General features: G+C 66.1%; 16 protein-coding genes. 10 read left to right on the forward strand and 6 right to left on the reverse strand.

Annotated elements, in window-relative coordinates; translation table 11 throughout:
- Window positions 1-2 precede the first annotated feature (2 nt).
- The gene (locus ACMX2H_RS01585; protein ID WP_414958656.1) at window positions 3-1,430 is read right to left on the reverse strand and encodes a purine-cytosine permease family protein; all 1,428 of its coding nucleotides are present in this window, start codon (window positions 1,428-1,430) and stop codon (window positions 3-5) included.
- Window positions 1,431-1,564: 134 nt separating this feature from the next.
- Complete coding sequence (locus ACMX2H_RS01590; protein ID WP_414958657.1) at window positions 1,565-2,512, reverse strand: flavin reductase; 948 nt, start codon at window positions 2,510-2,512, stop codon at window positions 1,565-1,567.
- A gap of 140 nt (window positions 2,513-2,652) precedes the next feature.
- Here ACMX2H_RS01590 and ACMX2H_RS01595 point away from each other — a divergent pair, with 140 nt between their 5' ends.
- From ACMX2H_RS01595 to ACMX2H_RS01630, 8 genes are read left to right on the forward strand one after another with little or no spacing between them, the layout of a single operon-like run.
- Window positions 2,653-3,339 (forward strand): GntR family transcriptional regulator, encoded by a 687-nt coding sequence (locus ACMX2H_RS01595; RefSeq protein ID WP_414958658.1) that lies wholly within the window; start codon window positions 2,653-2,655, stop codon window positions 3,337-3,339.
- Between the two features lie 47 nt (window positions 3,340-3,386).
- On the forward strand, window positions 3,387-4,505 hold the full coding sequence (locus tag ACMX2H_RS01600; protein ID WP_414958659.1) for an LLM class flavin-dependent oxidoreductase: 1,119 nt from the start codon (window positions 3,387-3,389) through the stop codon (window positions 4,503-4,505).
- Entirely contained in the window at window positions 4,498-5,130 is a 633-nt protein-coding gene (locus ACMX2H_RS01605) for an amino acid synthesis family protein (protein ID WP_414958660.1), read from the forward strand. The genes ACMX2H_RS01600 and ACMX2H_RS01605 overlap by 8 nt, the downstream gene beginning before the upstream one ends.
- Entirely contained in the window at window positions 5,127-5,678 is a 552-nt protein-coding gene (locus ACMX2H_RS01610) for an amino acid synthesis family protein (protein ID WP_136786145.1), read from the forward strand. Before ACMX2H_RS01605 ends, ACMX2H_RS01610 begins: the two co-directional genes overlap by 4 nt.
- A 2-nt stretch (window positions 5,679-5,680) precedes the next feature.
- The gene (locus ACMX2H_RS01615) at window positions 5,681-6,433 is read left to right on the forward strand and encodes an alpha/beta fold hydrolase (protein WP_414958661.1); all 753 of its coding nucleotides are present in this window, start codon (window positions 5,681-5,683) and stop codon (window positions 6,431-6,433) included.
- Window positions 6,426-7,907 carry an aldehyde dehydrogenase gene (locus tag ACMX2H_RS01620; protein ID WP_414958662.1) on the forward strand — a complete coding sequence of 494 codons (1,482 nt, stop codon included), beginning with the start codon at window positions 6,426-6,428 and terminating at the stop codon, window positions 7,905-7,907. The genes ACMX2H_RS01615 and ACMX2H_RS01620 overlap by 8 nt, the downstream gene beginning before the upstream one ends.
- Window positions 7,908-7,916: 9 nt before the next feature.
- The gene (locus ACMX2H_RS01625) at window positions 7,917-8,144 is read left to right on the forward strand and encodes a tautomerase family protein (protein ID WP_414958663.1); all 228 of its coding nucleotides are present in this window, start codon (window positions 7,917-7,919) and stop codon (window positions 8,142-8,144) included.
- Window positions 8,145-8,155: 11 nt separating this feature from the next.
- Complete coding sequence (locus ACMX2H_RS01630) at window positions 8,156-8,449, forward strand: hypothetical protein (RefSeq protein WP_414958664.1); 294 nt, start codon at window positions 8,156-8,158, stop codon at window positions 8,447-8,449.
- Between the two features lie 113 nt (window positions 8,450-8,562).
- On the opposite strand, the gene ACMX2H_RS01635 is transcribed toward ACMX2H_RS01630, so the two are convergent.
- Both ACMX2H_RS01635 and ACMX2H_RS01640 read right to left on the reverse strand, forming a co-directional pair.
- The gene (locus ACMX2H_RS01635; protein WP_414958665.1) at window positions 8,563-8,973 is read right to left on the reverse strand and encodes a (R)-mandelonitrile lyase; all 411 of its coding nucleotides are present in this window, start codon (window positions 8,971-8,973) and stop codon (window positions 8,563-8,565) included.
- A 45-nt stretch (window positions 8,974-9,018) separates the two neighbouring features.
- Window positions 9,019-10,041, reverse strand: a complete 1,023-nt coding sequence (locus tag ACMX2H_RS01640) for a zinc-dependent alcohol dehydrogenase family protein (protein WP_414958666.1) — start codon at window positions 10,039-10,041, stop codon at window positions 9,019-9,021.
- Window positions 10,042-10,165: 124 nt separating this feature from the next.
- Between ACMX2H_RS01640 and ACMX2H_RS01645 the strand changes: the two genes are divergently transcribed.
- Window positions 10,166-11,062, forward strand: a complete 897-nt coding sequence (locus ACMX2H_RS01645) for a helix-turn-helix transcriptional regulator (RefSeq protein ID WP_414958667.1) — start codon at window positions 10,166-10,168, stop codon at window positions 11,060-11,062.
- 56 nt (window positions 11,063-11,118) lie between these two features.
- Here the strand turns inward: ACMX2H_RS01645 and ACMX2H_RS01650 are convergent, their stop codons facing one another.
- Window positions 11,119-12,162 carry a hemolysin family protein gene (locus ACMX2H_RS01650; RefSeq protein WP_414958668.1) on the reverse strand — a complete coding sequence of 348 codons (1,044 nt, stop codon included), beginning with the start codon at window positions 12,160-12,162 and terminating at the stop codon, window positions 11,119-11,121.
- A complete protein-coding gene (locus ACMX2H_RS01655) occupies window positions 12,163-13,509 on the reverse strand; it encodes a hemolysin family protein (protein ID WP_414958669.1) in 1,347 nt (448 codons plus the stop codon). It abuts the gene before it with no gap.
- A 310-nt stretch (window positions 13,510-13,819) separates the two neighbouring features.
- Here ACMX2H_RS01655 and ACMX2H_RS01660 point away from each other — a divergent pair, with 310 nt between their 5' ends.
- The gene (locus tag ACMX2H_RS01660; RefSeq protein WP_414958670.1) at window positions 13,820-15,244 is read left to right on the forward strand and encodes an amino acid permease; all 1,425 of its coding nucleotides are present in this window, start codon (window positions 13,820-13,822) and stop codon (window positions 15,242-15,244) included.
- The last annotated feature ends 8 nt before the right edge of the window (window positions 15,245-15,252 follow it).

The following is a 15,252-nucleotide window of genomic DNA, read 5'->3' on the forward strand; positions in this document are numbered from 1 at the left end:
TCCTAGCCCTCCTTGTCGGCGATGAGCAGCGGACGCCCGGACAGCCGCGGCAACCGGTAGGTCACCAGGTAAACCACGGTCGCGATCGCGGCGCCAACGTAGAACGACAGGTCGCCGATCTGCGGGAAAGCTGCTGCAACAGGGCCAGTGTAGATGGCGGAAATCCAGAACGGCGAGGAGCCAAGCACACCGGCTGCCCAAGCGATGAAGCCCCATTCAAACTTCCGCGACTTGTCGTAGAGCTCCTGGATGCCCTGCTGGCTTCGGCGTCCGCCCAACAGGTAATCGCAGATCAGCACCGCCACGTACGGCGCAATGCAGTAGGCGGTCAGGTTCAGGAATGCGGTGAAGCCGTCGTAGAACCCGTGCTGACCCCAGAGCGCCACCAAGTACGAGGCGATGCAGATGAAGACGACGGCGACATGGCGGCTGACCGGCACGCCCATGGTCTGGATGGAGATGGCTCCGCCGTAGACGTTCAGGAAGTTCTGCGTGAAGGAGGACAGCGCCACGATGCCCAATCCGATGATGGCCCACGGGCCCATCAGTTCGTCCAGCGCCGCAATGGTGTCGGACGAGGTGGCGGTGGAGCCGAGCAGCGCGCCCAGGATGCCCATCCAGGACAGCGTGATGAAGTTGCCCAGCATGGTGAACCAGCCGGCGCCGCGGCGGTTGGTGGCGCTGTTGGGCAGGTAGCGGGAGTAGTCGGAGGCGAACGGCATCCACGCGACTATGTAGGAGAAGAAGTAGCCGAAGAAAATGATCCAGCCACCCACGCCCAGGAAGCCTTCGGCGTCGGGGTTGGGGGTGTTGACGATCTTGCCGGAGGCCACCGTCACGACGGTGACGAAAATGAAGCCGGCCAGCAGCACGAAGGAGAGCACCCGCTGCAGGAAGTGGATTAGGTTGTAGCCCATCACGGCCACGCCGAGCTGCAGCAGCATCAGAGCCAGGGCCGAGAGCCAGAACGGCATGCCGGTGAGCAGCCCGATGGCCTGCCCGCCAAGAATCACCGTAACGGAGGCCCAGCCCACGCCGGCGAAGACATTGACGTAAGCCACCGGCAGCAGGTTGCCAATGAAGCCCAGCGGGCCGCGGGCCTGCATCTGCTGCGGGATGCCGAGCCGGACGCCCATGCCCGAGAGGTAGCCCATGACCGTGGCGGCGATCAGGCCGGCCCCCAGGATGGCCAGAACTGCCGACCAGAACGGCAGGCCGAAGTAGGCGGCGCTGAAACCCAGCACCACCAACGGGAAGTTCATCCCGGCGGCGAACCAGAGGAAGAACTGCGAGCGCGGCTTGCCGTGGCGCTCCACGTCCGGAATATGCTCGATGCCGTACGGCTCGATTTTGGTGAGGCTGTCTCGGTAGCCCCGATCTTCAGCGATGCTGTCCTCCCCGACGGGCACGCTGTTGGCTTGAGTGTTCACTGTGGTCCCTTAGATACTCGGTCGGTACCGGCGGCCCCTGTGGGCAGTCGGGTGGAACGGCCCGGGTCGGCATCGTTGCCTGCCCGGGGGCGGTGCGCTTGTTCGCGGTGAAGTCCTCGTCCGTGGGTCTTCGGTTACAGCGGGGACAGGCCTTCGCTGTCGTAAAACCGGCCGGCTTGGTAGACCATGGGCGCGGCGTCGGTGACTTCGGCGTGCCGCACGCGGCAGATGAAGATGGTGTGGGTCTTGGCTTGGAAACGTTCTCGGATCTCTGCTTCCAGCGCCGCCGAGGACCCGTCCAGCAGCGGGGAACCGTTGGGGCCGGCGTGCCAGTCGATCTCGGCGAATTTGTCCGCCGCCTTGGACGCGAAGGTGGAAACGGTACCCTGCTGCTGGTTGCTGAGGATGTTGATACCCAAATGGGTGGAGGCGAACAGCGCTGGGTAGGTGGACGAGGTCTTTTGGATACAAACCATCACCAGCGGCGGCTCCAGAGACACGGAGGCATAGGCGTTCACGGCCAGACCCTTCGGGGTGTCCCCCTCGGTGGTCGTCACCACGGTCACGCCGGTGACAAACTGCCGGTTGAACGTCTTCATGATCTCGGGGTCCGGCTCCCCGGAGAGTGAATCAACAACGACGCCGGTGCCCGCCTCAGCGAGTGCGTCACCCAGGTGCCGGATGCCGAGCGATCCCAGCAGTTCACTGCTGTCCCAAGTGACCGTTTCCTGCTTGATCCGGCCGCTTTCCATGGTCACGAAGTTGGAACCGCGGGTCTGCACCCGGCGGCCGGTCGGCGGCACGCCCATGAAGGAGGCCCTGTGGGTTCCGGTTGAGGTCCAGAAGATGGCCGCGGTGTCGCCGTCGACAACCACGGCGTCCACGGTGGTGGCCAGGTCCGGGAAGGCCTGCCGGACCTCCCGAATGTCCTGCTGCAGTTGCTCGAGGCTCATGCTCTTGCCGCTGCCCTTGCTGATCCTGATGTAGTCCGGTGCCGCGAGCGCCTCGAGCGCTTCGACCTCGCCGCGGTCCCATGCCGCCGCCCAGACACTTGCCACTGCACTATCGAAAGTCTGTTGCATGGCAGTGAGCGTAATGTAGATCACCAGAGAAGGTCAACAACAATTTCAACTCGGTTGAAATGACTACAAAAACGCCGTATTTCCCGGGACTTTGCCACAAACCCTTGACGGCTTCATGCATGCAACATAATCTCTGATGTATGCAAGAGACTTTCACCACCGAGCAGGGCCTGACCGTTCCCGTCCACGACCTGCCGCTTCTCGACCGAGTCCGGGCGCTCATCCTAGGCGGTGACTTCCCCCCGGGCGCTCCCGTGTCAGAAGTGTTCCTCTCCCAAGAATTCGACGTGAGCCGCACGCCGATACGCGAAGCGCTGAAGCAGCTGCAGCACGAAGGGCTGGTGGAGATCCGGCCGAAAGTCGGGACCTTCGTCCGCGAACCCACTCGACGCGAGATCGTCGAACTGTTCCAGCTCAAGGAGAGCTTCGAAGGGCTCGCCGCCGGCCTGCTGGCCCGCCGTGGACCTGTACGCGAGCTTGCGGTCCTGGAACGCAACTTGGAGGAGTCCGACGAAGCGGCCGCTTCAGGCGACGCCGAGCGCTATGCGGCGCTGGTGCATGAGTTCCACCAGACCATCATCCTAGGCGCCGACAACAACAAGCTGACCGAACATTACGGCCGCCTGATGAACCAGTTGGCCTACCACCGGCTGGTCCTGCGCACCGCCGGGCACCCCGGCCGGATCATCGCCTCGACCGCCGAACACCGGACGGTGCTGGAGATGATCAAGGACAAGGACCACTTCGGCGCCGAAGCGGCCATGCGCAACCACGTCTATGCATCCTCCCGCGAAGTCCTGACCGATTCGCGGACCCGAACCGACTGACCTTCTAGATTCCATCGGGGCGGCTGAGCCCTGCGAAAGGACCCACCATGCGCTTTTCAATCTTCCACGGCCTCGGCGCCCCCGGCGACTTGGACAACTACAACCAGCACATGAAGGATGCTCGCGAGTACGCGGTGGCCGCCGAGAAGTATGGCTTCTGGTCCACCTGGTACACGGAACACCACTTCGGCCACGAGGGCCAGGAACTGACTCCGAATCCCATCCTGATGGGCGTGGACATCGCAGCCCGCACCTCGACGATCCGTATTGGCCAGGCCGCTTCGATCGTCACGTTCTGGCATCCGCTGCGGCTGGCCGAGGACCTTGCGCTGCTCGACCAGCTCTCCGACGGCCGGCTCGAGGTCGGCGTCGGCCGCGGCCTGTACGGTCGCGAGGCACTGAACCTTAACCCGGCGGCCGATCCGCGCGACCAGGAGAAAAACCGGGCGTTGTTTGCGGAGACCATGGAGATCCTGGACAAGGCTTGGTACAACGATTTCTTCAGCCACAAGGGCGAGTTCTACGAGTTCCCGGCACCGGGCGTGAAGTGGAACCACCCGCTGTCCCCTGCCACCCCCGAGTACACCGAAGACGGCGTGATCACCAAGATGGCGGTGACTCCCCGGCCGCTGCAGCCGAAGCTGCCGCTGTGGCAGGTCATCGACACTCCGCGGTCCATCATCGGTGCCGCCCAGAACGGCGTGCAGGGCATCTTCTGGCTGCCGCCGGTCTCCGCCCTCAAGGGCCGCTTCGAGCTGTACCGCGAGCACGCCGCGCAGGCCCAGGGCCGCGAGGTTCCACTGGGCGAGGGCATCGCGCTGGTCCGCGACGTGTACGTGGCCGACACCATGGAACAGGCACGCGAAGAATTCGAAGAAGCCGTGATGAACACCTACCGCTGGATCACCCACTGGCGTGGCCTGTCCAACCTGATGGAAGAGGGCGAAGAACTCACCGACGCGCACACGCTGGACTTCGACATGCTGATGGACCGCAACATGCTGGTAGGCACACCGGAATACGTCACCGAGAAGATCCAGGAACTCCAGCGCGAGGTCGGTCTGGAACACATGATGCTCTGGACCACCCACCCCGGCCTGAAGCACCAGAAGGCCATGCGCAGCCTGGAGCTGTTCTCCGAGAAAGTGAAGCCCCACTTTGACTAGCAGCACTGGTCCGGATGCCTCCGGCGGACAGCCCGGCCTCCGAAAGATCGTCTACTACCAGGAAGAAGTACTGCAGGAAAACGGTGCATTGGCTCCTACTCCGGTGGTCCGGGCGACCGCCGCTGCAGTGATCACCAATCCATGGGTCGGCACGCCGCCGGCGACCGACCTGGCGCCGGAATCGAAAATGATCGCGCCGGTGGTGGCCCGGCTGCTCACCGACCGGCTGATTGCCGGACTCGGCGGCGCAGACCGGATCGAGGCGTTCGGCAAGGCAGCGATCGTCGGCACGTCGGGCGAAATCGAACATGCCGGGGCGTTGATCCATACGCCGTACTTCGGCAACCTCGTCCGCGAGTTCCTGGAAGGCACCTCCATCATCTGCTTCGCCGACGACCGGGCTGGAGCCGGCGAGGCGCTGGTAGTGCCGATGTGGCACAAGACCCAGGCGGCCACCCGCAGCCACTACCAGACCATCACCGCGCGGATCTCCGACGGGCCCCGACCGGACGAGATCGTGGTCATCGCCGCGGCGTCCACCGGCCCGCGCCCGCACGCCCGAATCGGCGACCGCAGCACCGACCCCGCCGTCACATCCCGCATCCTCGAAGGAGCCACCGCATGAACGTCCGCAAGATCGTCACGCTGACCGAAGAAACCCTTACCGAGGGCGGCCGCCCGGTCGAACCGAACGCCCGGGTCGCCGTCGTCGCAGCTGTCATCGACAATCCCTGGCACGGCCAGGGCTTCGTCGAAGACCTGACCGCCGGCATCGACGAGGCAGCCTCCAAGGTGGGCGAGCTGTTGGCCCCGCGCGTGGTCAAGGCACTCGGCGGCACGGTGGAAGCCTACGGCAAGGCCGCGATTGTAGGGCTGGAGGGCGAGATCGAGCACGGCTCGGCGCTCATCCACACCCTCAAGTTCGGCGACCACTTCCGCAATGCGGCGAACGCCACCACGCTGCTGCCGGCCGTGGAAAAGCGCGGCCCGGCCGGAGTCACCTTCGACATCCCGCTCAAGCACGTCACCGACGCGACCATCCGCTCGCATCACCAGAGCATCGAGGTCCGGCTCGCCGACGCCCCGCACCCTGGCGAGATCGTGATCGCACTGGCTGCCGCCTCGCAGGGCCGCCCGCAGCAGCGGCTGGCCCCCCTGGCCACCGAACAGTAACGGTGGAGACGAACCTGCCGATCGTCCTGCTCCATGGCGTGGGGTTGGACCGTTCCATGTGGGAACAACTGAGCACCCGGCTGTCCGAGTCCAGCGGACGCACCGTGCTGGCGCTCGATCTGCCCGGCCACGGCGGCCAGCCACGGCTGGAGCAGCCGGTCACGCTCGCCGAACTGGCCGACGACGTCGCGTCCCGGCTGCCGGGGCGGGCGCACCTGGTGGGATTCTCCCTCGGCGCGCTGGTGGCCCAGCACTTGGCCCGGTTCCGTCCCGAGCTGGCGGCCAGCCTGACCAGCGTCAGCTCGGTATGCCGCCGGACCCCGCAGGAGGCGGCCTCGGTGGCCTCCCGGCTGGACAACGCCGCGGCCGATTTTCCCGGCAGCGTGGAGGCTTCGATCGAGCGCTGGTTCCCGGCCGGTTCCGGGACCGACGCCGGGACCCTGGACGGCATCCGCAGCACGCTGCTGGCCAACGACCAGCAGTCCTACCTGCATGCCTACCGGGTCTTCGCCACCGCGGACGCGGAGATCGGCGCCGAACTGGGCGCCATCGCGGTGCCGTCGCTGGCGGTCACCGGGGACCAGGACCCGGGTTCGACCCCGGAGATGACCCGCCGCCTGGGCGAGGCCATCCCGGGCGCACGCACCGCCGTCGTCGCCGGAACACGGCACATGCTGCCGGTGCAGCGCCCGGACGAACTGGCGCGCCTCATCACCGACTTCATCTACGAATCGAATCAGGACAGCCATGACTAGGAATTACGACCACTTCATCGACGGCGGCTGGAGTGCGCCCTCCGAGGGCGCCTACTTCGAGAGCACCAACCCGGCCACGCTGGAAGTCCTCTACTCGGCCGCCCGTGGCAGCAAGGCCGACGTCGACCGCGCTGTCACGGCCGCTCGCGCCGCCTTCGAAAACCCGCTCTGGCGCGACCTGAGCCAAACCAAACGCGGTCACCTCTTGCGCCGGCTCGGCGACTTGGTGGGCGTGAACGCCGAGGAACTGGCCCGGATGGAAACCGAGGACAACGGCAAGCTGCTGCGCGAGATGCGCGGGCAGCTGGCCACGCTGCCGGAGTACTTGTATTACTACGCCGGTTTGGCAGACAAAGTCCAGGGCAGCCAGATTCCTACCAGCAATCCGGCCATCCTCAACTACACACAGCGCGAACCGCTGGGCGTGGTCGGGGCCATCACGCCGTGGAACTCCCCGCTGACCCTGACGACGTCGAAGCTCGCCCCGGCGCTGGCCGCCGGCAACACGATCGTCATCAAGCCCTCCGAGTACACCTCGCGGACCATCCTGCGGCTGGCCGAACTGGCTGCCGAAGCCGGATTCCCCGACGGCGTGGTCAACGTGGTCACCGGAATGGGCGCCGAGGCAGGTGCCGCGCTGGTGGACCATCCCGGGATCGCGAAGATCTCCTTCACCGGTTCCACCGCCACCGGGTCGGCGATCGCCGCGTCCGCCGCATCCCGGTTCATCGGCACCACCCTGGAGCTCGGCGGCAAGAGCCCGAACATCGTGTTTGAGGACGCCAACGTTGCCAATGCGGCGATGGGCGTGGTGGCGGGCATCTTCGCCGCCGCCGGCCAGACCTGCATCGCCGGCAGCCGGGTCTTTGCGCACCGGTCCGTCTACGACGAACTGCTGGAACGGGTCGCCGAGCGGGCCGGCAGCATCGTGATCGGCGACCCGCTGCAGGACAACACCGAGCTGGGTCCGCTGGCATTTGCCGCGCAGCAGGAAAAGGTCGGCTCATATGTGGAGCTGGGCGTCTCTGAGGGGGCCACCGTGCTCACCGGTGGCGGTCGGCCGGACATCGCGCTCCCGGGATACTTCTACGCTCCCACCGTACTCACCGGCGTGGACAATTCGATGCGCGTGGTCCGCGAGGAGATCTTCGGCCCGGTGGCCGCCATCATGCCATTCGATACCGAGGAAGAAGTGCTGCAGTTGGCCAACGATACCCAGTACGGGCTGGCCGCCGGAGTGTGGACGCAGAACCTGGCCCGCGCCCACCGGATGAGCCGGCGGCTGGAGGCCGGGACGGTCTGGGTCAACACCTACCGGGCTATGTCGCCGATGTCGCCGCGGCAAGGCTTCAAGAACAGCGGCGTTGGCATCGAGCACGGCATGGAGTCCATGCACGAGTACACCCGGCTGAAGAGCGTCTGGATCAACACCGACGAGGGTCCGGTCGCGGACCCGTTCGTGATGCGCAGCTAGGAGGAAGACATGCCACTGATCGACGTCTCGATCGCCGAGGGCCGTTCGCCGCAGCAGTTGCGGAAGCTGGTCAGCGCCCTGCACCGCGCTGCGGAAGAGTCCGTCGGCGCGTTGCCTGAGAATACAACGGTGATCATCCGGGAGGTCCCGGCTGCCCACTGGTCGAAGGCCGACCAAACCATCGCCGAGCGCCAACAGGCCACCACGGCAGCTGTCATTGAAGGGCATCCCGCCTGATGTATGTGGAAGTGAGCCCGCCGGACGGTGCCGCCGTCAAAGACCAGGAGAACCTGCGCGAACTCGCTGTGCGTGCCGGCGGACTGGTCGAACAGGACGTCGCCCACGCACTGGCGGCCGCCGGGCTGGGTACCGTCGACACCGGCCATGCCTGGCTGGACGTGGCGCAGTTACGCGCCGGCGGTGCAGCCCAGCCCGCGCAGTGGGCCGAGGGGTTCGATGGCATGATCTCCTTTGCGCAGAGCCGCGGTTGGCTCAGCGACGACGGCGGCAGCGTCCGCGCGCACATCGACTACGGAGCGTAGACGAACCGATTCCCGACGGCGGCACAAGGGTGCCGCCGTCGGGTGCGTTGGTTTGGGGTGCTGTCCGGAAGCCGGCTCCGGTGCTGGCTCTGGTGCTGACTCTGGCCCGTGGCCTACGCCGCGGGGTACTCGTCCTCGGCGAGCTTGTCGCCCCAGGTGGTTTCCGGTTCGTCGCTGCCGGGCTCCGGAGCTTCCCAGAGGGCGAGGTGGCACATGAAGTTGTCGGCGGTTGCGCCGTGCCAGTGCCACTCCCCTGCCGGGGTGTAAACAGTGTCTCCAGGCCGGAGTTCGATGACCTCTTCGCCGCGGGACTGCACGTAGCCGATGCCTTCGGTCACGTGCAGGGTCTGCCCAACGGCGTGCTTGTGCCACGCGGTGTGAGCACCGGGTGTGAACCGGACCAGATTGAGCCGGGTCCGTGAGGGCGCTTCACCGGCATAGTACGAATTGAAGTACACGTCTCCGGTGAACCACTCGGCCGGGCCCTTGACCGTCGGCTTCTTGGGTTGGATTTGCGTGCTCATGGAGTTTCCTTTCGCTTGCTCCGGGCCGAAGGAGCTGCGCCGCACTCAGACGGTGAGCAGCACCTTGGTGGCGTTCCGTTCGTCCATCGCGCGGTAGGCCTCTGCGGCGTCTTCCAGCGGGAGGGACAGGTCGAACACCTTTCCGGGGTCGATCTTGCGGTCCCAGATGAGCTGGATAAGTTCGGGCAGGAACCGGCGCACCGGGGCGGGGCCACCGTGCAGGTGCACGCCGGAGAAGAACAGGCCGAGGCCGTCCAGTTTCACGTCGTGGGTGACACCCACATAGCCGATGTGTCCGCCGGGCCGCGTGGCGCCGATCGCCTGCTCCATCGATTGCTGCGTACCGACGGCCTCGACCACGGAGTGTGCACCGAGTCCGTTGGTGAGCTCCTTGATCTTGGCGATGCCCGCCTCGCCGCGCTCTTCGACAATGTCGGTGGCGCCGAACTCGCGGGCCAGGGCCTGCCGGTCGGCATGGCGGGACATGGCGATGATGCGCTCGGCGCCAAGCTGCTTGGCAGCCAGGACCGCCGACAATCCGACGGCGCCATCCCCGACGACGGCCACGGTCTTGCCGGGGCCGGCCTCGGCGGCCACCGCGGCGAACCATCCGGTGCCCAGCACGTCGGAAGCCGCCAGCAGCGAGGGGATAAGGTCGGCATCCGGCATGCCGGGCGTGCGGACCAGGGTGCCGTCGGCCAGCGGCACCCGGATGAGCTCGGCCTGAGTGCCGACGGAGCCCATCATCACGTTGTGCACGCAGCGGGACTGGTAGCCGGCCTGGCAGATCTCGCAGGTGTTGTCGGAGGCGACGAACGAACCGACGACGAAGTCACCGACCTCCACGTTGCGAACATCGGCACCCACCTCCTCAACCACGCCGACGTATTCGTGGCCCATCGGCGTTGGGCCCTGGAGCTTCTCGATGCCGCGGTACGGCCATAGATCCGAACCACAGACGCAGACTGCCGCTGCCCGGATGATGGCGTCGGTGGGCTCCAGGATGGTGGGCTTCTCACGGTCTTCAACGCGAACATCACCGGGGGCGTACATAACAACTCCACGCATGAGGAGTGCTCCTTTCGTTGGTACGCCTCCAGTCAACCGCGCCCAAAACACCCGCGGGAGTCCCTGTCGAAAGGTGTACTGACAGGGAACCCTTCGGGACCGTGGCGTCACCTACCCTGAAAACATGGACAATCGGGCAGAGGTGCGGGAATTCCTGATGTCCCGCCGAGCAAAGATCACGCCGGAAGAGGCCGGACTGCCCGGCGGGATGAATCGGCGCGTGCCCGGGCTCCGGCGCACCGAGGTGGCCATCCTCGCTGGCGTCAGTGTGGAGTACTACTCCAAGCTGGAGCGCGGCGCGATTGCCGGGGCTTCGGCGTCCGTCTTGGAAGCACTGGCCAGGGCACTCCAACTCGACGACACCGAACGCGCCCACCTGTTCGACCTCGCCCGGACAGCCGACGGCATCCCCGCTTCCGGCCGCCCCCGTCGGCGCGCCACGGCGCAACAGGCCGCCCGGCCCAGCCTGCAATGGGCCCTCGAGGCGATCACCGACGGCGTTGCCTTCGTCCGCGACCCGTACCAGAACCTGTTGGCGACGAATGCGCTGGGCCGCGCGTTCTACTCCCCGCTGATCGGCGACGGCGGACGCACCCCCAACCTCGCGCGGTTCCAGTTCCTCGATCCGGCGGCCAAGTCCTTCTACCCGGACTGGGAACTGTTCGCCGGAATGTGCGTGGGCATCATGCGTGCAGAAGCCGGCCGCGACCCGCACGACCGGGCGCTGCAGGATCTGGTCGGTGAACTTTCCACCCAGAGCGAGACCTTCCGCCGCTTGTGGGCTGCCCACGACGTGCGCACCCACGGCACCGGCACCAAACGGTTCAACCACCCGGTGGTCGGCGAGCTGACTCTCGCGTATGAAGAACTCGCCATCACTGCGGAGCCGGGCCTGGTCCTGATGGTTTACACGGCAGAACCCGGCAGCCCCTCGGCCGAACGCCTTCGGTTGCTCGCCAGCTGGGGCGCCGACCATACCCCGCATGCCGCCCTGACCCAGGACGAGCGTCCCGCGCACTAAGGCAGGGCCCGGCCAACTGGGGGCTCCACAGCGGGAGCCCCAGTCGTACCGCACTGTTAGGCCCGATTTGTGCTTCGACTGTCGTCGCGGATCTGGCCGACGAGTTCTTCCAGCATGTCCTCGAGCGTCACAATGCCGTAGGCATGCCCGGCGTCGTCGATCGCCAGCGCCAGATGCGCCCCTTCGCGCTGCATGCGGTGCAACGAGGACCGCAGCGCGGCGTTCAGCTTCACCTGGGGCAGGTCGCGGACCAGGCTGGCCGGCAACGGCTGATCCCTAGCCGCGGCATCGAGTCCGAGCAGATCCTTGACGTGGACGTATCCGTCCAACTCCCCGCTGGCCGATTGAACCGGGAAGCGGGAAAACCCGTTGGCGGCGACCTGTTCGATCTGCTCCGGGGTGCATCCGGACGGCAGAGTAGTGACCTTGTTGAGCGGGATCACGATGCTTTCGACCGACCGTTCTTCAAAGGTCAGCGCGCCGAGCAGGAGCCGTTCATCCTGTTTGTCCAGCAGCCCGCCTTCGCGTGATTCCTCGACCAGGCCCGCCACCTCGTCACGGGTGAAGGTGCTGGCGACCTCGTTCTTGGGTTCGACCTTGAACAGGCGCAGGATGCCGTTGCCGATAGCGTTCATGCACCACAACAGCGGTTGCAGGATGCGGACCACGACCACCAGGACCGGTCCCAGGACGAAGGCCATCCGCTCCGGCCCGGCCAAAGCGATGTTCTTCGGCACCATCTCAGCGAGGACCACGTGCAGGAACGTCACGACGCTCAAGGCAATGGCGTAGGCGATCGGGTCGATCAGTGCTGCCGGGACCCCCCACGCGCTGAAGGGTCCTTCCAGCGCGTAGACCACCATGGGTTTGGTGACGTAGCCCAGCGCCAGCGAGCAGACGGTGATGCCCAACTGCGCGCCGGCCATCATCAGCGAGACGTTCTCGATAGCCCACAGGGTCATCTTGGCGGCCCGCCCGCCTTGCTCTGCCTTGGGCTCGACGATGCTTCGCCGGGCGGCGATGAGGGAAAACTCCGCTCCAACGAAGAAGAAGTTCGCCGCGAGCAGGACGATGGTCAGAATGATTCCGGTGGCGTCCATTTAGCGGCCCTCTTCTTCGGTTGCGAGGGGCGTGGCGGTAGCCAGGATCTTCGCGATCCTTGCCCCGTCCATCTCCTCGACGGACAGCTCCACGTTGGCAGCCGGGTGTCCGTGGGACCGCTCAGTGGCCAGTTCGACGGCGTCTCCGGCCTCCGCGATACGACCCAGATGGAGGGTGACCAGGCCGGCGAGGGTGTCATACTCGGTGCCTTCCGGGATCGTGTGTCCCAGGATTTCGGTGGCCTCGTCGGGGCGCAGTGCACCGTCGAGCCGCCAGACACCGAACGGCAGACGCTCGCTGCTGTCGTCATCGGGGTCGTGTTCGTCCAAGACTTCGCCGACGAGCTCCTCGACAAGATCCTCCAGGGTGATCAAACCTGCGACGTCGCCGGTCTCGTCGATCAGCACGGCCATCTGCAGGCCGCCGGCCCGCAGCGTGTCCATCAGGTCGTCGAGTTCGACGGTGTCCGGGATGAGCGTCGGCGCATCCATGATCTCGCTGACGCTGCGTGCGCCTCGCTCGGGAAAAGGCACGGCCAGGCCGCGGCGGATGTGCACGATGCCCAACACCTGGTGGGCGCCGGGTTCCATCACTGGGAAGCGGGAGTGGCCGCTGGCAGCAGCCGTGTCCAGCATGTCCTGGACGCTCTGGTCCGGGGCAACCGAAACCATCCTGGTACGGGCGGTCATCGCGTCATGGCCGCGGCGGGCACCAAAAGCGAACGACCGGCGCATGAGTTCCGCGGTCTCCTCCGGCAGTACGCCCTGCCGGGCCGAATGCCGGACCAGAACGGTCAGCTCCTCGGCGGATCGGGCGGACGCGAGTTCTTCCTGCGGCTCAATGCCCATGGCCCGGACCAGCTTGTTCGCCGTGCCGTTGAAAAAGACGAGCAGTGGTTTGGTGACGGCGCTGAATCCGCGCTGGAAGCCTGACACGGCACGTGCGGTGCCCAGCGGTTTGGCGATCGCCAAGTTTTTCGGAACCAACTCGCCGAAGACCATGGTCAGCACGGTTGCCAGCACCAAGGCGATGGTAATGGACACGGAACGGGCGGCCGGCTCGGCCAGCCCGGCATCCATCAGCGGGCCCAGCACCAAGGCGGCGATCGCCGGTTCGGCGAGGAAGCCGATGCCCAGGTTGGTCAGGGTGATGCCTAGTTGGGCCCCGGACAGCTGGGTGGACAGCGAATTCATCGCTTTCAGGACACCGACGGCCTTTTTGTCGCCGGCGTCGGCTGCATCCCTGACCGCGTTGCGGTTGACCGTGATGAGGGAGAATTCGGCCGCGACAAACAGGCCGCAGCCGACGACCAGCAGCAAGCCGCCGAGGATCGAGATTACTTCCACTGAGGGGCACCCCCTGCTGCATTTCTCGGAGCATGTTCGAGCATCAGCAGGGGGCATGGACTATGCCCCGGACTGTCACCGGGAGTAGACATCAGATCCTCTCAAGATCAAAAGACAGAAAAAGCCCGCGACTTGATCGCCGTGGACAGGTTAATTCTGCCATCCGCTACCCGCCCGCTGCAAAAGACAGGACGATGCCGGCGACAGTTCCGCTCCATCGGCGCAGCCAAGCGGGTTGCGTGCGGGGCGTAGAATTGATTGGCCGCATTTTCAGCGCCGCCGCTTCCCCTCCAGCAAGGTTGTTTTTTCCATGCCGCAATTCGCTTCTGCGCTCGCGCGGGGCCTGACGGTCCGCCACATCCGCTTCATGGCCCTTGGTTCCGCCATCGGCACCGGACTGTTCTACGGTTCGGCCGCGGCCATCCAAGCTGCCGGGCCGGCCGTGCTGCTGGCCTATGCCATCGGCGGGGCCGCCGTGTTCCTGGTGATGCGGGCGCTGGGCGAGATGGCGGTGCGGCACCCCGTCTCCGGGTCGTTCGGCCAGTACGCCAGCCGCTATCTGGGGCCGTTCGCCGGCTTCATCACCGGCTGGACGTTCGCCTTCGAGATGGCCATCGTGGCAATCGCCGACGTGACAGCGTTCGGCATCTACATGGGCTTCTGGTTCCCCGACGTGCCGCGCTGGATCTGGATCCTCGCCGTCGTCTTCTTCATTGCCGCGATCAACCTGGTCAAGGTCAAGGTCTTCGGCGAGACCGAGTTCTGGCTCTCGCTGGTCAAGGTTCTGGCCATCATCGCCATGATCCTCGGCGGGACCGCCATCATCATCTTCGGATTCGGCCTGCCGGCCGGGGCCAACCCGGGATTGGAAACCATGCTGGGCTCGGGCGGTTTCTTTGCCAACGGGTTCTGGGGACTGCTGGCCTCCTTCTCGATCGTGATGTTCGCCTTCGGCGGGATCGAGACCATCGGCATCACGGCCGGCGAGGCGGAGAACCCCAAGAAGGCGATTCCGGGCGCGATCAACACCGTGCCGCTGCGGATCCTGTTGTTCTACGTCTGCACCTTGGCCGTGCTGATGATGATCTCGCCGTGGGACCGGATCGACGGGTCCACCAGCCCGTTCGTGCAGATCTTCGACATGCTGGGCATCCCGGCAGCCGCGCACATCCTCAACGCCGTGGTGATCACCGCCGCCATCTCCGCGATCAACTCGGACACCTTCGGCGCCGGGCGGATGATGTACGGACTGGCCGAGCAAGGCCACGCGCCCAAGGCGTTCGCGAAGATCTCCCGGCACGGGGTGCCGTGGATGACGGTGGCGACGATGGCCGCGGTGCTGCTGGCCGGCGTCGTGCTCAATGCGCTGCTGCCCGAGTCGCTGTTCCTGATCGTCGCGTCCATCGCGACCTTCGCCACCGTCTGGGTCTGGCTGATGATCCTGCTCTCGCACATCGCGATGAAGCGGGAGATCGCACGGAAGGGCCTGCCGGCGTCGGATTTCCCGGTACCGTTCTGGCCAGTCGCGTCCTACCTGGCGCTGGCGTTCATGGCTTTCATCGTGGTGCTGCTGGGCATCATGCCGGACACCCGGGTGGCGCTGGTGGTGGGTTGTGTCTGGATCGGGCTGCTGTTCCTCGCCTACCGCTTCGGCGTCAAGGGCGCCGGCCGCCGGCGCGCGGAACTGGCGGACGAGACCGGCACGGAGCCCGCGGCGGAATACAGCGACCGCTAAACATGTTG

It is taken from the genome of Arthrobacter sulfonylureivorans (genome assembly GCF_047607445.1).
GTDB lineage: Bacteria > Actinomycetota > Actinomycetes > Actinomycetales > Micrococcaceae > Crystallibacter > Crystallibacter sulfonylureivorans_A.